Annotated in this window: 18 protein-coding genes and 1 pseudogene; 7 read left to right on the top strand and 12 right to left on the bottom strand. The window is 72.3% G+C overall.

What is annotated here, in order from left to right; genetic code table 11:
* Window positions 1-549: 549 nt before the first annotated feature.
* A complete protein-coding gene (locus tag ACFWTC_RS29725) occupies window positions 550-924 on the top strand; it encodes a toxin Doc (protein WP_383925500.1) in 375 nt (124 codons plus the stop codon).
* Between the two features lie 47 nt (window positions 925-971).
* On the opposite strand, the gene ACFWTC_RS29720 is transcribed toward ACFWTC_RS29725, so the two are convergent.
* The 9 genes from ACFWTC_RS29720 to ACFWTC_RS29680 all read right to left on the bottom strand — a co-directional run bounded on the left by ACFWTC_RS29720 (window position 972) and on the right by ACFWTC_RS29680 (window position 8,102).
* Window positions 972-1,349, bottom strand: coding sequence for a hypothetical protein (locus tag ACFWTC_RS29720; protein ID WP_351274245.1), 378 nt, complete (start codon window positions 1,347-1,349; stop codon window positions 972-974).
* A gap of 317 nt (window positions 1,350-1,666) precedes the next feature.
* Window positions 1,667-2,593: a MurR/RpiR family transcriptional regulator gene (locus ACFWTC_RS29715; RefSeq protein WP_383925503.1), complete on the bottom strand. Its 927-nt coding sequence runs from the start codon at window positions 2,591-2,593 to the stop codon at window positions 1,667-1,669.
* A gap of 196 nt (window positions 2,594-2,789) precedes the next feature.
* A complete protein-coding gene (locus ACFWTC_RS29710; RefSeq protein WP_383925506.1) occupies window positions 2,790-3,122 on the bottom strand; it encodes a TcmI family type II polyketide cyclase in 333 nt (110 codons plus the stop codon).
* A 101-nt stretch (window positions 3,123-3,223) separates the two neighbouring features.
* Entirely contained in the window at window positions 3,224-3,703 is a 480-nt protein-coding gene (locus tag ACFWTC_RS29705) for an SRPBCC family protein (protein ID WP_383925509.1), read from the bottom strand.
* A 1-nt stretch (window position 3,704) separates the two neighbouring features.
* Complete coding sequence (locus ACFWTC_RS29700) at window positions 3,705-3,959, bottom strand: acyl carrier protein (protein WP_384029188.1); 255 nt, start codon at window positions 3,957-3,959, stop codon at window positions 3,705-3,707.
* 37 nt (window positions 3,960-3,996) lie between these two features.
* Entirely contained in the window at window positions 3,997-5,235 is a 1,239-nt protein-coding gene (locus ACFWTC_RS29695; protein WP_383925515.1) for a beta-ketoacyl synthase N-terminal-like domain-containing protein, read from the bottom strand.
* Window positions 5,232-6,503 (bottom strand): beta-ketoacyl-[acyl-carrier-protein] synthase family protein, encoded by a 1,272-nt coding sequence (locus ACFWTC_RS29690; RefSeq protein WP_383925517.1) that lies wholly within the window; start codon window positions 6,501-6,503, stop codon window positions 5,232-5,234. Before ACFWTC_RS29690 ends, ACFWTC_RS29695 begins: the two co-directional genes overlap by 4 nt.
* Window positions 6,500-6,943: a cupin domain-containing protein gene (locus ACFWTC_RS29685; RefSeq protein ID WP_351282109.1), complete on the bottom strand. Its 444-nt coding sequence runs from the start codon at window positions 6,941-6,943 to the stop codon at window positions 6,500-6,502. The genes ACFWTC_RS29690 and ACFWTC_RS29685 overlap by 4 nt, the downstream gene beginning before the upstream one ends.
* Before the next feature lie 61 nt (window positions 6,944-7,004).
* Entirely contained in the window at window positions 7,005-8,102 is a 1,098-nt protein-coding gene (locus ACFWTC_RS29680) for a SchA/CurD-like domain-containing protein (protein WP_383925521.1), read from the bottom strand.
* 276 nt (window positions 8,103-8,378) lie between these two features.
* Here ACFWTC_RS29680 and ACFWTC_RS29675 point away from each other — a divergent pair, with 276 nt between their 5' ends.
* Complete coding sequence (locus tag ACFWTC_RS29675) at window positions 8,379-10,010, top strand: FAD-dependent oxidoreductase (RefSeq protein ID WP_383925523.1); 1,632 nt, start codon at window positions 8,379-8,381, stop codon at window positions 10,008-10,010.
* A gap of 50 nt (window positions 10,011-10,060) precedes the next feature.
* Here ACFWTC_RS29675 and ACFWTC_RS29670 read toward each other — a convergent pair whose 3' ends face one another.
* Window positions 10,061-10,318: an acyl-CoA carboxylase epsilon subunit gene (locus ACFWTC_RS29670; RefSeq protein ID WP_383925526.1), complete on the bottom strand. Its 258-nt coding sequence runs from the start codon at window positions 10,316-10,318 to the stop codon at window positions 10,061-10,063.
* Window positions 10,319-10,650: 332 nt separating this feature from the next.
* Here ACFWTC_RS29670 and ACFWTC_RS29665 point away from each other — a divergent pair, with 332 nt between their 5' ends.
* The 4 genes and pseudogenes from ACFWTC_RS29665 (at window position 10,651) to ACFWTC_RS29650 (ending at window position 14,324) form a co-directional block, all read left to right on the top strand.
* Window positions 10,651-10,869: a hypothetical protein gene (locus ACFWTC_RS29665; RefSeq protein ID WP_383925529.1), complete on the top strand. Its 219-nt coding sequence runs from the start codon at window positions 10,651-10,653 to the stop codon at window positions 10,867-10,869.
* 341 nt (window positions 10,870-11,210) lie between these two features.
* Entirely contained in the window at window positions 11,211-12,644 is a 1,434-nt protein-coding gene (locus ACFWTC_RS29660; RefSeq protein ID WP_384029186.1) for a glycoside hydrolase family 16 protein, read from the top strand.
* A gap of 211 nt (window positions 12,645-12,855) precedes the next feature.
* A pseudogene (locus ACFWTC_RS29655) lies at window positions 12,856-13,486 on the top strand (transposase); the annotation flags it as partial.
* A 643-nt stretch (window positions 13,487-14,129) separates the two neighbouring features.
* The gene (locus tag ACFWTC_RS29650) at window positions 14,130-14,324 is read left to right on the top strand and encodes a hypothetical protein (RefSeq protein ID WP_383925535.1); all 195 of its coding nucleotides are present in this window, start codon (window positions 14,130-14,132) and stop codon (window positions 14,322-14,324) included.
* A gap of 36 nt (window positions 14,325-14,360) precedes the next feature.
* Here the strand turns inward: ACFWTC_RS29650 and ACFWTC_RS29645 are convergent, their stop codons facing one another.
* Window positions 14,361-14,597 (bottom strand): hypothetical protein, encoded by a 237-nt coding sequence (locus tag ACFWTC_RS29645; protein ID WP_383925537.1) that lies wholly within the window; start codon window positions 14,595-14,597, stop codon window positions 14,361-14,363.
* Between ACFWTC_RS29645 and ACFWTC_RS29640 the strand changes: the two genes are divergently transcribed.
* Window positions 14,581-14,925 carry a hypothetical protein gene (locus tag ACFWTC_RS29640; protein ID WP_384029184.1) on the top strand — a complete coding sequence of 115 codons (345 nt, stop codon included), beginning with the start codon at window positions 14,581-14,583 and terminating at the stop codon, window positions 14,923-14,925. The two genes, ACFWTC_RS29645 and ACFWTC_RS29640, sit on opposite strands and share 17 nt — an antisense overlap.
* An 11-nt stretch (window positions 14,926-14,936) precedes the next feature.
* On the opposite strand, the gene ACFWTC_RS29635 is transcribed toward ACFWTC_RS29640, so the two are convergent.
* On the bottom strand, window positions 14,937-15,305 hold the full coding sequence (locus tag ACFWTC_RS29635; protein WP_383925543.1) for a hypothetical protein: 369 nt from the start codon (window positions 15,303-15,305) through the stop codon (window positions 14,937-14,939).
* Window positions 15,306-15,438: the final 133 nt, after the last annotated feature.

Raw genomic sequence — 15,438 nt, 5'->3', positions numbered from 1 at the left:
CATGCTGTTTCCGGCCAGAGCCTGAGACCGGCCCGTCCACCGTGTGTCCGCACCGCCCCGAACGGCCGGACCACCGCCGGGCACGGCTGCGGATCGGGGTCCGCGCGAACGCCCGCGCCCCGTACGGGAGCACCCCCTGCGCCCTCGCAGGGCCCTGACCACGGCAGCGGACCCCCGGGCGCGTTCGTACGGGTCCGCTGCCACGGCGGCGGGCTCGTCGGCGGGACCACGGCGGTACGTCCGCGTCCCCACCCACCGGACAGGCCGGAACGGCCAGGATCCCCAGGGCCGGTTTCAGCCACCGTACGAGCCGATGGCAGCGGTGTGCGACGGGCCCGCACCGTCTCGTCGACCCGAACCGCCCCGGCCGCACCCTGCCGGGGCCGTAGCGTTCCCGCCCCGCCCCGCGCCCGGGCCGGAAAGGCCTCCGGAGCGGGGCGCGGGCGTGGATACTCGGGGGATGGCCGAGACCACCGTCCCCCCGCACGCCACCGTCCACCCGCGCGCCGGCGCCACCGGCCGCCCGGGCTTCCGGGCGGCGTGAGGCGCGTGGAACTGCACATCGACCACCGCTGGCTGCTGGAGCGTCAGGAGGCCCTGTTCAAGGACGTGGAGGTCGCCGACCACTCCGCTCTCGTCGCGGCCGTCGCCCGGCACCGGGTGAACACCCCCAGTCTGCGCGTGGACGACCCGGACGCCTTCTGGCGGGCCGCGGCGCTCCTGGAGGCGATCGTCCTGCTGCGGCCGCTCCCCGACCACAACGAGTACTTCGCGTACGGGGTGGCCGTCGCCTACATCGAGGCCTCCGGGGGCGGGGCGGTCGACGCCGCGTACGAGCAGTGGAGCGAGCTCGTCACCGACATCCGGCTCTTGCGCGTGACCGTCTTCGATGTGGCCGACCGCCTGCGGTCGTGGCGCGCGTAGCCGGCGCCCGGGACCCCGAGGCCGTCAGCGCCCGCACCGCGCGGTCGTCACCGCTTGCGCGGCGCGGCCTTCAGCGCCTCGTCGACGAGGCGGACTCCGCGGGCGAGGCGGCTGAGCTGTTCGAGCTCCACCGCGTACATCCGGATGGTGTTCTCGATGACGGACTCGGCCACGCCCAGCGTGGGCAGCTCGGCCCGGCTGGTCTGCAGGGCCACGCGGACCGCGCGTATCTCGTGCTGGAGCTGGAGCTGCACGTGCCGGACGAGGATCGCGTGGTGGCGGTTCAGCGTCAGGTAGCTGCCGTAGCGGGCCGGGAGGAGGTCCCTTAGCCAGCGCGAGGCCGTGCGTTCCCAGTCGTGGGTCCCGGGCGCCTTGACCTGGAGGGGCCAGTCCGGGCTGCGCGTGATGGTGGCCGTCTGGGGCATTCTCGTCACTTCCGAGGGGTGTCGAACTCTGATCGAGACGTGCAGGGTGGGCGGCCTCGGCCCAGGGGTTGACCGAGGCCGCCGGGGCGCTCAGCGGGATCCGAAAGCCTGGACTCGGCACCCGGGCCGCGACCTGAGGAGGTTCGTCGTGCCGGGTGTCTCTTCAGGAGGGCGTGGGGACGCCTTCCTTGGCATCTGGTGGATCCGGAGCGCCGCCGCCAGTAAACATATATACCGTCGAGTAAGCAAGCGTATGAAAAATTTCATGCGCCGGTAAGTTTGAATATCCCCCGCGGTCAAACAGCCGTGACCGGCTGCTACAGGAAGAATCCGTGCTGGTCGGCGACCTGCTCGTAGCTTTCGAGCCGCGCCTGCGTGCGCTCCGGGTCGGCGTCGGCCATGGCTTGCAGGAGGGCCGCCGACAGCATGCCGGGCGCCGCGTACGAGTCGAACACCAGGCGCGACCCGGTCCCCGCCGTCAGCGACACGTCCGCCTCGTCCACCAGCGGCCCCAGCGTGGGGTCCGTGATCAGCACGACGCGCAGCCCCGTGCTGCGGGCGGCCCGGATCGCGGCCAGGGTCTCCTTGGCGTGCCGCGGCATGGCGAAGGCCAGCACCCAGGTCCCGCCGGCCGCCCGGGACTGCAGGAGGGCGTCGAAGGCGACGCTGCCGCCGCGGGTCACCAGGCGTACGTCGGGGTGGATGCGCCGGGCGGCGTACGCGAAGTACTCCGCCAGGGAGACCGAGATCCGCAGCCCCAGCACGGTCAGGGGCACCGAGGCCGCCAGCTCGCGGCCGATGTCGAGGACCTGGTTGGTGTCGGCGAGCAGCCGGCGCACGTTCTCCAGGTTCTCGATCTCCGCGTCGACGGCCGCCTGGAGCTCGTTGCGGCGGATCTGCTCACGGATGTCCGGGGACCCGGCGACCGCACTCAGCGCGATCGGCTGGAGCACGTCCCGCAGGGCGGGATAGCCGCTGAACCCCAGCGAGGCGGCGAACCGGGTCACCGACGGCTGGCTGACGCCGACCCGCTCGGCGAGCTCGGTGATCGACAGGAACGCGGCCTCGGTGAGGTGGTCGATCAGGTACTGGGCGATCCGGCGCTGCCCCGGTGAGAGCCGGTGGCCGTCGAAGAGCGCGAGAAGCCGGTCGGCCGGGGGTTTCCCCTGCTCCGGCTCCAGCGGCTGTCGGCCGCTCGGCGTGATCGCGGCCGCCTGCGCGCGTGCCTGCTGCCCCGATGACACCGGCGGGCCTCCTTCTCATGTCACTCGCGTTCAAACATAGCTCACGCCCTGTGGTCGCCGACGCGCCGGACGGCCCCGTACGGGCGCCGGAGGCTCCCGGCTCCGGATGCGGGGCGCTCCCCCGGCCCGGCCGCGACGGGTACGCGCGGCGGGACCCGCACACCGGGGTGTGCGGGTCCCGTCCGTACCGCTCGGTTCACTTGGCGGCGGGGTTCTCCCAGCGGTAGAACTCGTGCGCCATGGCGTCCTTCGGGCTGCGCCAGGTGTCCGGGTTGTGCGGGCTGATGTAGGCCGTGAGCCGGTCGCTGAGGTCCCGGAACTCGGGGTGTTCGGTGACCTGCGCGATGGCCGGGCCGGGCGGCCGCTCGGACTCGATCAGGTGCAGGTACACGTCGCCGAACTGGAACAGGCTGCGGCGCGAGACCCCGACCAGGTGCGGAAGCTCACCCGCGTCCGAGCCGGAGAACAGCTCGGCGATGTCGGGGGCCGATCCCGGCGCCATGCGGGCCACGATGAGAGCGCGGTGCATCCGGATTGCTGCCTTTCGCTTCGGGGGCGGATCACGATCGGCGGGTCACGGGCCCCGGGCGACAAGCCCCGGGCCGCATGCCGCCGGTCACAGCGGACGGTTCACCGGCGGCTGACGGCGGGAACACCGGCCTCGCTCGCGCGCTGCTCGATCTTGTCCCGGATGAGCGCCATCTGGACCTTGGAGTTGCGGTTGATGTTGTCGGTCATCCACGCGTCGTCGACGGGGGCCTCCGGCTTCATCGCGAAGTCCTGGGTCCACTTCATCCGGGTGCCGCCGCCGGGCACCTCGTCGTACTGCCAGTGGATGTCCATGTGCGCGAAGGGGCCGGTCTCGACCCGGCGGGCGCGCACGCTGCGGGCGGCGCGGTCGACGGTGCGCTCCGAGACCCAGCTCCACACGGTGCCGTTCTCGTCGGGGTGCATGGTGAGGCGGAACCGGGTCGTGTCCCCCTCCGCTTCGAGGATCTCCAGCGCGGCGTACTCACTGAACAGCTGCGGCCAGTTGGGGAGGTCGTTGGTCACCTCCCACACCAGGTCGAGGGGCGCGTTGACGGTGATCTCGTTCTCGGTGTGTGCCATCTCAGGCTCCTGTCATCAGGCTGTTGTTGACGAGGTCGAGGAACTCGCGGGGGGTCTTGCAACGGTCGGCGTCGGTGGGCAGCGCCCGTCCGCGCCGGTTCTCCAGCTCGCCGACGATCCCGAGCAGGCCCAGCGAGTCGAGTCCGTAGGAGTCGAAGGCGGAGTCGGGGCGGGCCGCCATCTCGGCGGGGTCGACGGTGATGCCGGCGGTCTTCATCAGGACCGCCAGTTCTTCCATGGTCAGTCGGTCGGACATGGTGGCGTCTCTCTTCCTGAAGGGGACTGCTGGCCTGCTAAGCGGGCGCCGGGCGGCCCCTGCGCAGGACGAGCGCGGAGTTGGAGCCCATCCGGCCGCGGCTGAGGACGAGCGCGGTGCGCAGCTCCGCGGGGCGGGCGCTGCCGGTCACCACGTCGAGGTCGTGGCACACGTCGAAGACGTTCGGGGTCGGCGGGACGACCCCGTGTTCCAGTGCCAGGACCGCCGCGGCGGTGTCCAGGGCCGGGGCCGCGCAGTAGGCCCTGCCCGTCCCGGTCTTGGGCGCCGTCACGGGCACCCTGCGCCCGTGTGCGCCGAGGGCGTCGGCGAGGGCCGCCGCCTCGGCCGCGTCGGCCTGTGGAGTGCCCAGGGCATCGGCGAAGACCACGTCGATCTCCTCGGGGGCGCAGCCCGCCTCCCGCAGGGCGCCGCGGATGGCGTGGGCCAGGCCCTCGCCGGCCTCGTCGGGCCGCCGGGTGCCGCTGAAGGTCGCAGCGTGGCCGGCCAGTACGGCGCGCACGGTGGCTCCGCGCGCGAGTGCGGCCTCCTCGTCCTCGACGACGAACATCGCGCCGCCCTCGGCGGGTACGTAGCCGCAGGCGCCGGCGGTGAACGGCCGGTAGGCGCGCTCGGGGTCGTTCCGGGTGCTCAGTCCCTCGTACTCCAGCTGGCAGACGATGGAGTACGGCGCGAGCGGTGCCTCCGTCGCACCGGCCAGCATCGCCCGGCTGCCCCGGCGGATGCCGCGGACGGCGTGCGCGAAGGCGTCGAGCCCGCCGGCCTCGTCGCTGGCGACGACCCCGCAGGGGCCCTTGAGGCCGCGGCGGATGGAGATCTGGCCGGTGCTCGCGGCGTAGAACCAGGCGATCGACTGGTACGGGCCGACGAAGCGCGGGCCCTGATCCCAGAGGTGCTGGAGCTCGCGCTGGCCGAACTCACCGCCGCCGGAGCCCGCGGCCGTGACGACGCCGACGGAGAACGGGTCGTCCTCGTAGTCGGCCCGGCCGAGCCGGGCGTCCTCCAGGGCGAGGTCGGCGGCGGCGAGCGCGTGGTGGGTGAACCGGTCCGTCTGGACGAGGAACCGGTCCTCGACCATCGCGCCGGGGTCGAAGCCCCGCACCTCGCCCGCGACGCGCAGCGGCAGGTGCTCGCATCCGGGCCGGGTGACCCGGTCCAGGACGCTGACGCCGGACTGGGTGGCCTTCCAGAAGGCGTCGGCGCCGATTCCGTTGGGCGCGACGACCCCGATGCCGGTGATGACCGTACGGCTGCTCACGAGACCTCCTCCTTCGGCCGGCTCATGACGACGGCGGACTGGAACCCGCCGAAGCCGCTGCCGACCGACAGCACGCTGCGCAGCGTGCGGCTGCGGGCGGTGCGGGGCACGTAGTCGAGATCGCACTCGGGGTCCGGCGTCTCGTAGTTCGCCGTCGGCGGGACCACCTGGTGGGTCATGGCGAGGACGCATGCGGCGAGTTCGATCGCCCCGATGGCGCCGAGGGAGTGGCCCACCATCGACTTGATGGAGGTCATCGGCGTCTTGTACGCGTGGTCCCCGAGGACCCGCTTGACGGCCGCCGTCTCGTGGCGGTCGTTCTGCTTGGTCCCGGAGCCGTGCGCGTTGACGTAGTCGATGTCGGACGGGGATATGCGGGCCTGGGCCAGGGCCGTCTCGATCGCGCGGGCCATCTCCAGGCCCTCGGTGGTCAGCCCGGTCATGTGGTGGGCGTTGCCGAAGGTGGAGTAGCCGCCGATCTCGCAGTACACGGTCGCGCCGCGGGCGCGGGCATGTTCCAGCTCTTCCAGGACGAGGACGGCGCCGCCCTCGCCGAGGACGAAACCGTCCCGGTCGGCGTCGAAGGGCCGGGAGGCGTGGGCCGGGTCGTCGTTGTTGGGGGAGGTCGCCTTGATGGCGTCGAAACAGGCCACCGTGATGGGCGAGACGGGTGAGTCGGAGGCGCCGGCGATGCAGACGTCCATCCGCCCCTCCTCGATGGAGTGGACGGCGTACCCGATGGCGTCGAGCCCGGAGGTGCAGCCGGTGGAGACGGTCTGCACCGGGCCGCGCGCACCCGTCTGCTCCGCGACGGCGGAGGCGAGGGTGGCGGGCGTGAACGCCCGGTGCAGGAAGGGGCTGGCGAGCTTGTGGTCGACGTCCCACCAGGCGCCGGACTGGCTCACGGCCACGTAGTCGTGCTCCAGGCGGGTGGTTCCGCCGACGGCGGTGCCGAGGGAGACCCCGGTCCGCCAGGCTTCGTCGGTGGTGAGGTCGAGACCGGAGTCCCGGACCGCCTCGCGGGCGGCGACCAGGGCGAACTGGATGTACCGGTCGGCCCGGGCCGCCTCGCCCTCGGTGAGGCCGTGCGCGGCGGGGTCGAAGTCGACCTCGGCGGCTATCCGGGAGCGGAACCCGGCCGGGTCGAAGAGGGTGATGCCGCGGGTCGCCGTACGCCCGTTGGACAGCAGGTCCCAGAAGGCGGAGACGCCGATCCCGCCGGGGGCGACGACGCCGACCCCGGTGACCGCCACCCGGCGGCGCGTCATGAGACCACCCCGGTACGGTCCGGGGGCTGCTCCCAGGCGGTGCTCTCCGGGTGCGGTGCCTCCTCGGTGTCCACGTGGCCGAGCTCCGGACGCGGGGCGAGCGGGCCGAGGTGGAAGACCATCCGGGCCTCGGTGTCGCCGACGTTGCGGAAGCGGTGGCGGACGTTCAGCGGGACGAGGAGCCCCTGGTCGGTGCGGAGCGGGTGGGCCTCGCCGTCGAGGTCCACCTCCAGCTGCCCGGCGACCACGTACACGAACTCCTCGGAGTACGGGTGGTAGTGCTCGGCGATCGACTCCCCGGGGGCCATCACGGCCAGACCCATGAAGCCGCTGGTGGACCCCACCGAGGTGGGGGTGAGCACCGCCCGGAGATCGCCTCCGCGCCGGCGGTTGGGCGGCGTCTCGCTGAGGTCCACGATGCGTGGGCGCTGTCTGGTCATGACGGGGTTCCTCCTGGCGTGTGGGAAGCCTGGACGAGGCTGGGGGTGGCTGGACCGGGGGTCAGGACTGCGCGGGTGCCCGGCGGTCGGTGACCAGGTTCATCGTGCGGTGCGCGGCGCCGGACCGCTCGGCGGGCGCGTCCGTCAGCCGGGCCAGCACCGCCGCCTTGCGGGGGTCCTGGATCCCGTAGGCCGCGTCGGGCTCGGCGCCCTGCGGTCCGCGCACGTCGACCAGGCGGACGACGATGTCGTCGCGCTGGAAGATGCTGCTGCTGCGCACGGGGCTCTCGGCGCCGTGCGCGGCGGCCTCGTCCTGTCGGGCGAGGAACTTGGCGAGGGCCGGGCCGCAGCCGGGCTTCGCCGGGTAGAACAGCGCGTGCCGCCGTACGTCGGCGCTCTCCGGTTCCCCGGCCTCGATGTGGTGGACCGCGGGGAGGGCGGCGCGCATGAAGAACATGCGGGCGGACTCCGGATCGTTGAGGTTGCGGTCCTTCTCCAGGTGCGGGTTGAGCGCCTCTTCGGCGGCCCGGACCCCGGGCTGCTCGGAGACGTGGCGCAGCGCCGCCATCAGGTCGCCCTGGACCTCCACCGTGCGCACGACGCGGTTGCCGTGCATGAACAGCGAGGTCCGGCAGAGCCGGGTGTGGTCGTCGACCCGGGCTTCCGGCGAGGCGTAGCTCGACAGGATGGAGGCGACTTCCTCCTCGCTGCCCGGCTTCACCGTGAAGGTGAGGGCGTGGCGCACGATGCCCGCGCCCAGCCGGGGGGCGGCCTGGAGGCGGGCCGAGGCCGGGCGGGCCACCTGGTCGTAGCCGCGTCCCGTCTCGCGCAGGACGGTGAACTTCAGCGGGCGCATGGCGCGGGCGCAGGCGCCCAGGGGCTTCACCTGCTCGGCATGGTGCTCGCTGTTCACCCAGGCGAGGTACTGCGGGGCGCTCTCCCACTCGCTGGTGATGAGCCACTGCGAAGGGTTCTCGAAGGACTGGCACAGCTGGTCGCTGATGTGGCCCGGGACCGACGCGATGTCGTGGCGGAGCTTCTCGTACGCCTCGAAGAACTGCTGCTGGGTCCCCTCGTGGAGGTCCATCAGGAGGACGACCCGGAGCATGGAGCCGTCGAAGGCTGACTGCGACACCCGTTCGGACAGGGTGGTTGTCATCTACTCACTCCTTCATGAGGGGGTGGAGATCCATCGCGTACGGACCCCTCGTCCGTCACCGGTGGCGGTCTCCCGGGCCGGTGGCCGCCTCGTTCGGGACGGGGCGGGCCGGCGCGTCTCAGGGTGATCCGCTGTCGCTCATCGTCATCCGAAAGGGCACGTACCGCTACATGTCCGGATCAAGCGGGTGACAACCGGCGAATCAACTGGGCCTGATCTTGGATCGGGGGCATAAAGACTCCACTCCCCCACACAGAAAACAGGAGCCCGCAGCTGATGGAAGACAAAGCCGATGTTCGCGTACCGGTTCTCGTCGTGGGCGGCTCTCTCGTGGGCCTGTCCACCTCGCTGTTCCTGAGTCGCCACGGAGTGCGGCACCTGCTGGTCGAGAAGCACTCCGGCACCTCCGCGCACCCGCGCGGCCGAGGCATCAACGCCCGAACGATGGAGCTGTTCCGTACGGCGGGAGCCGAGAGCGCGATCCGCCGGGCGGCGTCCGTACTGGAGGGCAACCAGGGCATTCTGCAGACCGAGTCACTGACCGGTGACAACCACAAGTGGCTGGTCAAGGCCATCGACCCGGCCGGGGCGCTCCGGCGTTTCAGCCCGACCGGGTGGTGCCTGTGCAGCCAGAACAACATCGAGCCGGTGCTGGCCTCGCAGAGCCGCGCGCAGGGCGCCGACGTGCGGTTCTCCACCGAACTGATGAGCTTCGACCAAGACGCCACGGGGGTGAGCGCCGTGGTGAAGGACCGGGAGACCGGCGAGCACACCACCGTGCGCGCCGACTTCCTGATCGCGGCGGACGGGCCCCGCAGCCCCGTCCGCGAGCAGCTGCGGATCCCCCAGACGGGTAACGGCGAGCTGTTCCACAACGTGAGCGTCACCTTCCGCTCGGAGCGGCTCGCCGAGGCCCTGGGCGACCTGCGGTTCATCGTCTGCTACCTGATGCGGCCCGGAGCCGACGGGGCGCTGCTGCCGGTGGACAACGACAAGCAGTGGGTGTTCCACGCCCCGTGGCACCCCGACCGGGGCGAGACCCTGGAGGACTTCACCGACGAGCGCTGCGTGGCCCAGATCCGCAACGCGATCGGCGTACCGGACCTGGACGTGGAGATCGGCGGCAAGGCGCCGTGGCACGCGGCCGAACGGGTGGCGCAGCGGTACTCGTCCGGACGGGTGTTCCTCGCCGGGGACGCGGCCCACGAGATGGCCCCCACGGGGGCGTTCGGCTCCAACACCGGCATTCAGGACGGGCACAACCTGGCCTGGAAGATCGCGGCCGTGCTGGACGGATCGGCCGGGATGGAGCTGCTCGACACGTACGAGGCCGAGCGGCTCCCGGTGGCCCGGGCCACGAGCGAGCGCGCCTCGGCCCGTTCGGCGGAGCACAGCCACCCGGGGTACGCGCCTCCGCCCACCATGGGCGGCGGGCCCGGCAGCGGGGTCCTCACCACGGCGATGGGCTACAGCTACCCGCAGGGTGCGGTCGTCGGGGGCGATCCCGGCCGGCCGATCATCCCGGAGGCGCTGCGCCTGACGGGTGACACGGGTACCCGCGCCCCGCACCTGTGGGTGACCCGGGCGGGTGAGCGCGTCTCCACCCTGGACCTGTACGAGCGGTCCTTCGTCCTGCTCAGCGGCGTGGGCACGCCGTGGCGCGAGGCCGCCGAAGAGGTGGCCGGGCAGTTGTCGGTGCGGCTGGACGGATACGCGATCGGCTCGGGCCGGGGTGCCGACCTGGTTCCGGAAGGCGACGCCGACTGGGCGGCGGCCCACGAGCTGACGCCCGAGGGGGCCGTGCTCGTACGGCCGGACGGATTCGTCGCGTGGCGGTCCGAGGACGCGGTCTCCGACCCCCGGGCGGTCCTGCTCGACGTCATGTCCACGGTGCTGCGCCGGGCGTGACGACCTCGCTCTCCCTTCCGCCGGCCGTGCGCGCGGCCGGCGGAAGGGGCTCAGCGGCAGGCCCAGCATCCTGCCCAGCAGCCGGCGTTCGCCCGGGCGGGACGGCGACCGCCGTGCCCGGGGCCGGCGCCCTTCGGCTCGGCCGCGTCGCGCTCGCGACCGGTCCGGCGCGCGTAGCAGGCGACCACGACCGCGATGGCGGCCAGTTCCTCGGGGGCTGCCAGGCCCCTCTCCACCCGGATCAGACTCGCGATCGGGGCCGACGGGGCCACCTGGGCTATCGGGGCGGTCGCGGCATCGTTCGACATCGGCACGGCCTCTCGTACGGGGACTGCCCGTGTGCCCGGTCTTGGCGCGGGGGGCGAACCTGCTCGGCGCTGACTCGGGCGGCGCACGGGTGGCGCGGCACACTGACGGGAGGTGTTCCGCGCAAGCGAACCGGCCGGCGGATTCTCGTCGGGTCACCCGGACTCCCGACGCGACCGACGCTACAAGCGCGGCGCGCACCCGGCATTCCGGCGCGGCGCGGCCCCCGGCCTGCGGAACGGAGCGCGCGGCGCAACCCGCCGGCCCTGCCGGAGGTCCCGATGTCCCCCGCGGTCCGGGCGTTCGCCGGGGCCGCACTCCAGAAGGGCCCGTCATGAGCGGACACCAGACCCTGCTCTGCCGGGGATGTTCCGGCCACCTGTACGCCGTGTGCACCACGGACCGGGCCGGCGGGAACGCGGCCGGGCAGTGGGAGGTCGACCACGAGACATCGGTGGTGTGCCCGCTCGAAGGGCTGCTGCCCCTGACGGGAACGGCGTCGGCGGTCCACGACCTGCCCGGCGCCGACGAGGTGCTCTGGCCGCCGGAGTGATCCGGACGCGGCGGGTTGGCCCGGACGGGTGACGGACGCCTCGAAAGGCCGGCGGGCACCCGGGCGTCGGCGGGTTCCGGCGGGCGCGGGGTGCCGGGCACGGGGTGCCGGGCGCGGGGCAGCGGCTTCCCTAGGCGCGGTCCGGCCCGGCCGGTGTTCAACGGTTGAACCCTCTCTCCCTCCCACGCCCTTTTCCGGCGCAATGTCTTGACGCCCCGTGGGGTGGGGAGCACAGTGTCAGCGGCAGCGCTTGAGAGCGCTCTCAAAAAGGGCGCCCCACCGCTCCCCCGCCTCTGATCCTCCCCCCACCGGCGCCTCGCGGCGCCTCAGAGAGGGCATCCATGCACCGGACATCCCACAGCGGGCGACCCACCGTCCGACGGGCCCGCACGGCCACACTGGCCGCCGTGGCCGTGATCGCCGCCGCAGCGGCGGCCCTGTCCCTGCCGGCCAGCGCCGCGGCTCCCCTCGCCCCCGCCGGCTGGTCCCAGGTGTTCCTGGACGACTTCGACGGGGCCGCGGGTTCCGGCGTGAACACCGCGAACTGGCAGTACACCACCGGGACGAGCTACCCCGGCGGGCCCGGGGGCTTCGGCACCGGTGAGATCGAGACGATGACCGCCGACCCCGCCAACGTCTCGCTCGACGGCGCGGGCAACCTCCGCATCACCCCGAGGCGGGACGCCGCCGGCAACTGGACCTCGGGCCGAATAGAGACGAGACGAGCCGACTTCGAGCCTCCGGCGGGCGGGAAGATGCGCACCGAGGCGCGCATCCAGATGCCGAACGTGACGGGCCCGGCGGCGAAGGGCTACTGGCCGGCGTTCTGGATGCTGGGCACCCCCTACCGCGGCAACTGGTGGAACTGGCCGGGCGTGGGCGAGCTCGACATCCTGGAGAACGTACAGGGCATCAACCAGGTATGGGCCACGATGCACTGCGGCACCAGCCCGGGCGGGCCCTGCAACGAGAAGTCCGGCATCGGCGGCCAGACCGTCTGCCCGGGCACCAGCTGCCAGTCCGGGTTCCACACGTACGCCGTGGAGTGGGACAGGTCGATAGCGGTGGAGGAGATGCGCTTCTACGTCGACGGCTCCAACTACCACACCGTACGGGCGAGTCAGGTGGACGCGGCGACCTGGACCAACGCGACCGACCACGGCTACTTCATCATCCTGAACGTGGCGATGGGCGGGGAGTTCCCGGCGGCCTTCGGCGGCGGCCCCGACGCGGGCACCCAGCCGGGCCACCCGATGGTCGTCGACTACGTGTCGGTCCTCCGCTCGACCGGTGGCACGACCCCGCCCACGATCCCGCCCACCACACCGCCGACGACTCCCCCCAGCACACCCCCGCCCGGCCACCGCGACGCGTACGCCGCGATCCAGGCCGAGTCCCACGACGGCCAGGCGGGCGTGGTACACGAAACGACCACCGACACCGGTGGCGGCCAGGACCTCACGACGATCGGCAACGGCGACTGGGCCCGCTACCAGGGCGTGGACTTCGGTGCCACCCCCGCGCGGCAGTTCCTCGGCCGGGTGGCGAGCGGCGCCGCGGGCGGGGCCAGCGGCCTCGTGGAGGTCCGCCTCGACAGCAGGACCGCCCCGCCGATCGGCAGCTTCTCCGTGGCGAACACCGGCGGTTGGCAGAGCTGGCGGACGGTGCCGGCCAACATCACCGCCGTGACGGGCACCCACGACGTCTACCTGACTTTCACCAGCGGCCAGCCCGCCGACTTCGTCAACGTCAACTGGTTCGGCTTCGGCCACTGACCCGAGCGAGGAGGGCCCTGATGAACACCGCACGCGCCATCCACCGGAGCGGCCCGCTCCATACGCTCCGCCGACACCGTCCGCCCCGCATGTTCCGGATGTTCCGTCGGCTGCTCCTGCCGGCCGCGCTGCTCGCCACCCTGGCAGGTTCCTTCCTGTTACACCCAGGGCGTCACCGGTCAGGGGGCGGGTGCGGTCCGGATCTACTTTCGGCGTGCGGGAGATCGCTCGCAGGATCGGCCGCGACGCGGGCACGATCTCACGCGAGCTGCGCCGCAACGCGGCGACCCGGGGCGGCAAACCGGTCTACCGGGCTCTGGTGGCGCAGTGGAAAGCGCAGCAGGCTGCGAAGCGCCCGAAGACCGCGAAGCTCGCAGGCGACGAAAGGTTGCGTGAGTACGTGCAGGAGCGGCTCGCCGGCAGCGTCCGTCACCCCGACGGCATGATCGTCACCGGGCCTGAGACGCCTGGGTGGAAAGGGCTGAACAAGCCGCATCGGCAGGACAGGCGGTGGGCGACGGCATGGAGCCCGGAGCAGATCTCGCACCGGCTCCATGTCGACTTCCCCGATGATGAGTCCATGCGCATCAGCCACGAGTCGATCTGCCAGGCGCTGTTCATCGAAGGCCGTGGCGCGCTCAAGCGGGAACTGGTCGCGTGTCTGCGCACCGGCCGGGCGCTGCGGGTTCCCCGCGCACGGTCGCAGAGCAAGCCGCAGGGGCATGTCACCGCGGACGTCATCCTCAGTGAACGGCCCGCCGAGGCCGGGGACCGTACGGTCCCCGGACACTGGGAAGGCGACTTGATCATCGGGGCGGGCCGCTCCGCGATCGGCACGTCGAGCGACAGCAACTACCCCGGCCCAAGCCGCATAGACGTGTTCAAAATCCGGGGTCAAGGCCCACACGGCCCCACCCACCGTTTCGCCACACCCACCCACAGGGGCGACATACAGCCCACCCACCAAACGACAGCGGCCTTCACCAGCAAAACGACACCCTCGTAACGCCATCAACCCAGGCCAGCACCAGTTGTGAACAGCCGCGCCAATGGCAGCCAGCCATCTTCGCGATTGGCGCCTGACGGCAGCAGCTTGGTCACCCTGTGACAGCCATAATCACTACCGCTGTGCAACGTGAGCAGGGACAGCCGTCCCGCCCTGGCTGACGCCCAGCCAGTGCCACCACCGCACCCATTCACAACCGCGTCCTGGCGGACCTGTTCGACGCCGACGGCGTCCTGCCCTACATCGCGCCGGGCGTCGTCTTCTACGGCGACGACGTCGGCAAGTGGCTCCGGCAGCAGAAGCAGCCGGCCACCTGGGCGCGGCTCCTGCCCGAACAGCAGGAGCGGCTGACCACGCTGGGCGTGCAGCCCGACCAGGCGCCCTCTCCCGCCCCGGCAGCCGGTCGTGCAGCGAAGGGTCCGAGCCAAGGCACAGCAGGTGTTCCAGCGGGGCCTGGAGGCCCTTACGCAGTGGGTCGCGTGGGAAGGTGCGGACCGGCCGGTCCCGAGGGCGCATGCAGGAAGTTCGCGGTCAAGGGCGAGGCGGAGCCGGTGATCGTGAAGCTGGGTGTATGGGTCTCCAACACCAAGAGCCGGCGCGACAAGCTCATCGCCGACAAGCTCACCGCCGACCCGCTCGCCGCCCTCGCGAAGCTGGGCGTGGGCTGGGCGTAGGCAAGTGGGTGGGCTCCGGGTATGGAGCCCACCCACTCACTTCTTCTTCGGGCGCCGTACGACGCGCCGGGGGGCAGCCAGCCGAGCAATCTTGGTGTCGCTGGCCAGCTTGTCCGGGGTCCCGGTGAAGGCGCGTACCGCCTCAAGCAATTCTCGGTCCGAGCGGGCGGTCAGCTTGGGCTCGATGATGTCGAGCAGCTTCTTCCACCGTGCCTGAGGCTTGGCGGACCAGAGCTTGGCGGAGATCGGCGCCTCGGTGAAGCTGCGCAGCACGCGGCCGGCCTGGCTGCTCGTCAACTTCCCGAACACCGAGGTCGACTCCGGCCTGCTGGAGCCCGACCAGCTGGCGAACCATCACCGGCCAGTCCGCCCCCGCCATCAGCTCGGCGAGGATGTCGTCGCCGAGGACGCCGCGCAGCTGGTTGGCCGACCAGCCCGGCGCCATCTTCTCCGCGTCCTCGCTGAGCTCCTCCTCCTTGCCCGTGAGTCGCTTCTGGGTGGCGCGGCGGACCGCGTCGGTGATGGTCATCACCAGCCGGTAGGCCATCGCGGCGGTCTGCGCAGCCTCCCGGCCCGCGCCCGCAACCTGGCACCGGCGTAGGACGGGCCGCGTCAGGCGAGCTCGACAGTGACGATGCCGTACGCGACGAAGGCGGCGGCCGAGAGCACGATCAGCCCGAGCCGAACGGCCGAGAGCCACAGGCCGAGGGTGCGCGAGCGCCCGGTCCCGGCCCGCGAGAGGAGGACCGCCGTCCCTCCAAGTGACGAGACCAGCGCGAGCGCGGCCAGGAAGCAGGCCAGGGCCCTGGGCGACGTGGACTCGGTGGTGGGGCCGTAGTCCTCCGTGATCCCGGGCAGCAGCAGGCCCAGGGCGCACAGCACGAGGGCCGTCAGGACCGTGGCGAGGAAGTCGAACGAAAGGGCGATGGCCCAGCCGACAGGCAGCCGCCGGGACGGGCGCGGCATCTGGTTCACCGGCATGCGTATCTCCGTAAGGTGAGGTGGGGCGCGCGGGGCGGGGGGGGGGGGGGCAACCCCCCCCCCCCCCCCGGGCGGTCAGTCTAGTTGGCCCGGGGTTTGCAACAACCCCCCGTGACAAGCCCCCGGGCGCGGG

Source organism: Streptomyces sp. NPDC058619, assembly GCF_042717785.1.
GTDB lineage: Bacteria > Actinomycetota > Actinomycetes > Streptomycetales > Streptomycetaceae > Streptomyces.
The sequence above is the reverse complement of the archived record's forward strand: the minus strand, read 5'-3'. Positions and strand labels throughout refer to the sequence as shown.

Coding starts and splice junctions, on each gene's coding strand:
- ACFWTC_RS29680 (WP_383925521.1), bottom strand. CDS start 8,102: ATGACAACCACCCTGTCCGAACGGGTGTCGCAGTCAGCCTTCGACGGC.
- ACFWTC_RS29675 (WP_383925523.1), top strand. CDS start 8,379: ATGGAAGACAAAGCCGATGTTCGCGTACCGGTTCTCGTCGTGGGCGGC.
- ACFWTC_RS29660 (WP_384029186.1), top strand. CDS start 11,211: ATGCACCGGACATCCCACAGCGGGCGACCCACCGTCCGACGGGCCCGC.
- ACFWTC_RS29700 (WP_384029188.1), bottom strand. CDS start 3,959: ATGTCCGACCGACTGACCATGGAAGAACTGGCGGTCCTGATGAAGACC.
- ACFWTC_RS29665 (WP_383925529.1), top strand. CDS start 10,651: ATGAGCGGACACCAGACCCTGCTCTGCCGGGGATGTTCCGGCCACCTG.
- ACFWTC_RS29720 (WP_351274245.1), bottom strand. CDS start 1,349: ATGCCCCAGACGGCCACCATCACGCGCAGCCCGGACTGGCCCCTCCAG.
- ACFWTC_RS29635 (WP_383925543.1), bottom strand. CDS start 15,305: ATGCCGGTGAACCAGATGCCGCGCCCGTCCCGGCGGCTGCCTGTCGGC.
- ACFWTC_RS29690 (WP_383925517.1), bottom strand. CDS start 6,503: ATGACGCGCCGCCGGGTGGCGGTCACCGGGGTCGGCGTCGTCGCCCCC.
- ACFWTC_RS29705 (WP_383925509.1), bottom strand. CDS start 3,703: ATGGCACACACCGAGAACGAGATCACCGTCAACGCGCCCCTCGACCTG.
- ACFWTC_RS29710 (WP_383925506.1), bottom strand. CDS start 3,122: ATGCACCGCGCTCTCATCGTGGCCCGCATGGCGCCGGGATCGGCCCCC.
- ACFWTC_RS29670 (WP_383925526.1), bottom strand. CDS start 10,318: ATGTCGAACGATGCCGCGACCGCCCCGATAGCCCAGGTGGCCCCGTCG.
- ACFWTC_RS29685 (WP_351282109.1), bottom strand. CDS start 6,943: ATGACCAGACAGCGCCCACGCATCGTGGACCTCAGCGAGACGCCGCCC.